3 protein-coding genes and 1 pseudogene are annotated in these 3,008 nt (G+C 64.8%); 3 read left to right on the plus strand and 1 reads right to left on the minus strand.

The genetic code is table 11. The annotated features are described in order from the left end of the window. A pseudogene (locus tag GSQ76_RS32675) lies at positions 1-127 on the minus strand (tartrate dehydrogenase); the annotation flags it as partial. Between the two features lie 83 nt (positions 128-210). Between GSQ76_RS32675 and GSQ76_RS14940 the strand changes: the two are divergent. The 3 genes from GSQ76_RS14940 to GSQ76_RS14950 form a co-directional block, all read left to right on the plus strand. After that, positions 211-1,725, plus strand: a complete 1,515-nt coding sequence (locus tag GSQ76_RS14940) for an ABC transporter substrate-binding protein (protein ID WP_158744708.1) — start codon at positions 211-213, stop codon at positions 1,723-1,725. Beyond that, positions 1,722-2,666 carry an ABC transporter permease gene (locus GSQ76_RS14945; protein ID WP_158744709.1) on the plus strand — a complete coding sequence of 315 codons (945 nt, stop codon included), beginning with the start codon at positions 1,722-1,724 and terminating at the stop codon, positions 2,664-2,666. The genes GSQ76_RS14940 and GSQ76_RS14945 overlap by 4 nt, the downstream gene beginning before the upstream one ends. After that, on the plus strand, positions 2,663-3,008 hold a 346-nt coding region (locus GSQ76_RS14950), incomplete at its 3' end, for an ABC transporter permease (protein WP_408836669.1). The genes GSQ76_RS14945 and GSQ76_RS14950, both read left to right, overlap by 4 nt.

Below are 3,008 nucleotides of genomic sequence, written 5' to 3' on the forward strand. Positions count from 1 at the left end.
AATTGTCGACCGCCAGGGAAAACCCGCCATCACGGCTCGCCAGCACATCCAGCGCCTCCAATCCGGCGGCGATCACTTCCGGGCCGATGCCATCGGCAGGGATGGCGGCGATACGGTATTGACGCATGGTATGTGCTCCTGGCGGGGGTTCGGTCTAGCATCCGGCGCGCCGCTTGCAAGGGCGCGCCGTCTATCCGGGAGAAACCGTCAATGATTCGTCCGCTGCTCGCTTGCCTGCTTGCTGCCTTGCCTGTGATGGCATCGGCGCAAACCGCGCCCGTCACCCTGCGCATCGCCATGCGGGAAGATGCGGACATGATGGACCCGAGCCTGGCCCGCACCTATGTCGGCCGCATCGTGTTCGCCGGGCTGTGCGATAAGCTGTTCGACATCGACGACAAGCTGCAGATCATCCCGCAACTTGCCACCGGGTATGAGTGGTCGGACCCGAAAACACTCGTGATCCACCTGCGCACCGGCGTGAAGTTCCAGGACGGCACGATGATGGATGCCGCCGCCGTCAAGTATAGCCTGGACCGCCACTACAACATGGCCGGCAGTGCCCGGCGCAGCGAGATCTCCGTGATGGACCACGTCGACGTGGTCGATCCGCAGACTGTGCGCCTGGTGCTGAAGGGCCCATCTGCCCCGTTCCTATCCCAACTCACCGACCGCGCCGGCATGATCGTCTCCCCGAAGGCGGCAGAGGCGGAGGGCAAGGATTTCGCCCTCCATCCGGTTTGCGCCGGGCCGATGAAGTTCGTCGAGCGCGTGGCCCAGGACCACATCACGCTGGAGCGGTTCGCCGATTATTGGGACAAGGATTCGATCCACGTCGACCGCGTGATCTACCAGGTTATCCCCGACAGCTCCGTCCGCCTTGCCAACTTGCAGGCGGGCAGCGTTGATCTTGTTGAATATATCACCCCCACTGACATCGATGCAGTGAAGCGCAACCCGAAGCTGCGGCTGGTGACGTATGACGGCCTAGGCTACCAGGGCATCACCTACAACCTGGCAAACGGCCCAAAGGCAGACTCGCCGATTGGCAAGAGCGCCCTGGTCCGCCAGGCCTTTGACGCCTCGATCGACCGCGATGCGCTCATGCAGGTCGTCTATAACGGCATGTTCCCCGCCGCGGGCCAGGCCGTCCCGCCGGAAAGCCCGTTCTACGCCGCCTCCGTAAAGCCAGTGGCCCGCGACGTGGATAGGGCGAAGGCGCTGTTGAAGCAGGCTGGCGTGAAGCTGCCGGTGCCGGTGGAACTGATCGTCCCGAACAGCCCGGACCAACGCCAGATGGGCGAGGTGATCCAATCCATGGCGTCGGAAGCCGGCTTCGATGTGAAGCTCACCGCGATGGAGTTCGCCGCGTCGCTGGACAATGCGCAGCAGGGCGGTTTCCAGGCCTATCTGCTTGCCTGGTCCGGCCGGATCGACCCGGACGGCAACCTCTACAGCTTCATTCACAGCACCACCGGCACGCAGAATTACGGCCACTATTCTAGCCCCGCCATGGACAAGCTGCTGGACGACGCCCGGCTGGAAACCGACCAGGCGAAGCGCAAGGCGCTGTATCAGCAGGTCGCGGAGTTGGGGCAGAAAGATGTGCCGATCTCGTATATCTTCACCACGCGCTACTTCAACGGCGTGTCGGCAAAAATCAGCGGGTTCAAGCCCGTAGCTGACGGTCTGATCCGCCTGCAGGGGATAAAGGTGGCACCATGAACCGACTTCGCGGACGGCTGCTTCAGCTTATCCCCACCCTGCTGCTGGTGAGCATCCTGGTGTTCGGCCTGCAGCAGCTCATGCCCGGCGACCCGGCGCTGGTGCTGGCCGGCGAGGAAGGCGCCAATCCCCAGGTTCTGGCGCAAATTCGGGCCGAGCTATGGCTGGATCGCCCCCTGCCAGTGCAATACGTCCACTGGCTGGGCGGCCTCGTGCATGGCGACCTCGGCTTCTCCTGGCGCATCCGCCAGCCAGTCGCCAGCCTGGTGCGGGAGAAGCTGCCCGTCACGCTGCAACTCGGCTGCATGGCGTTCATCTTCGCCCTGGCGATTGGGGTGCCTGCCGGGGTGCTATCCGCCGTCAAACGCGGAACGTGGTGGGACCACGCTGCCAACCTCATCGGCTTGGGCGGCTTGTCGACGCCGAACTTCTGGCTGGGGATCATGCTGATCCTGCTGGTGTCGGTGAAGCTCGGCTGGCTGCCACCCTCCGGCTACGTCCCGCTGACCGAGGATTTCTGGCAATCGATCGCGACCACCATCATGCCGGCCTTCGTGCTGGGTAATGCCACGGCGGCGGTGCTGATGCGCCACGTCCGAAGCGCGATGCTGACGGCGATGGACCAGGATTACGTGCGCACCGCCCGCGCCAAGGGATTGCGGGAAGTCCGGGTCGTGATCCGCCACGCCCTGCGCAACGCGCTGGTGCCTGTGGTGACGCTGGGCGCGCTGGAACTCGGCACGCTGTTCTCCGGCGCGGTATTGACGGAGCAGGTGTTCAGCATCCCCGGCTTCGGCAAATTGGTGGTGGATGCGGTGTTCAACCGCGACTACCCCGTCGTCCAGGGCGTCGTGATGGTGACAGCAACCCTATATATCCTGCTGAACTTGCTGGCTGACATCTTATACGTGCTGGTGAACCCAAGGCTGCGCGTCGCATGAGCACGGCCCCCACCACTTACGCCGCACCTCCCCACGGCGGGGCGCTTCCATCGGCGGCCGTCGCAGCACCACCGCGGGCGCGCAGCCCGCTGAACCTGGCGTTGCGCCGGTTCGCCCGGCGTCCCGCCGCGGTGTTTGGCCTTATCGTGATCGTCCTGTTCATCGCCGTGGCGCTCGCCGCACCCTGGATCACGCCGTACGACCCGGTGCGTCAATCCTATAGCGTCATCCGCAAGGCCCCCTCTGCCCTGCACTGGTTCGGCACGGACGAGAACGGGCGGGACGTGCTGTCCCGCGTGATGATGGGCGCGCGCGCCACGATGCTGGCCGGGTTGGTCTCGG

This window comes from Acidisphaera sp. L21, from assembly GCF_009765685.1.
GTDB lineage: Bacteria > Pseudomonadota > Alphaproteobacteria > Acetobacterales > Acetobacteraceae > LMUY01.

What these genes read in the sequence shown, in the direction of transcription:
- GSQ76_RS14940 (WP_158744708.1), top strand. Translation starts at nt 211, where the DNA reads ATGATTCGTCCGCTGCTCGCTTGCCTGCTTGCTGCCTTGCCTGTGATG.
- GSQ76_RS14945 (WP_158744709.1), top strand. Translation starts at nt 1,722, where the DNA reads ATGAACCGACTTCGCGGACGGCTGCTTCAGCTTATCCCCACCCTGCTG.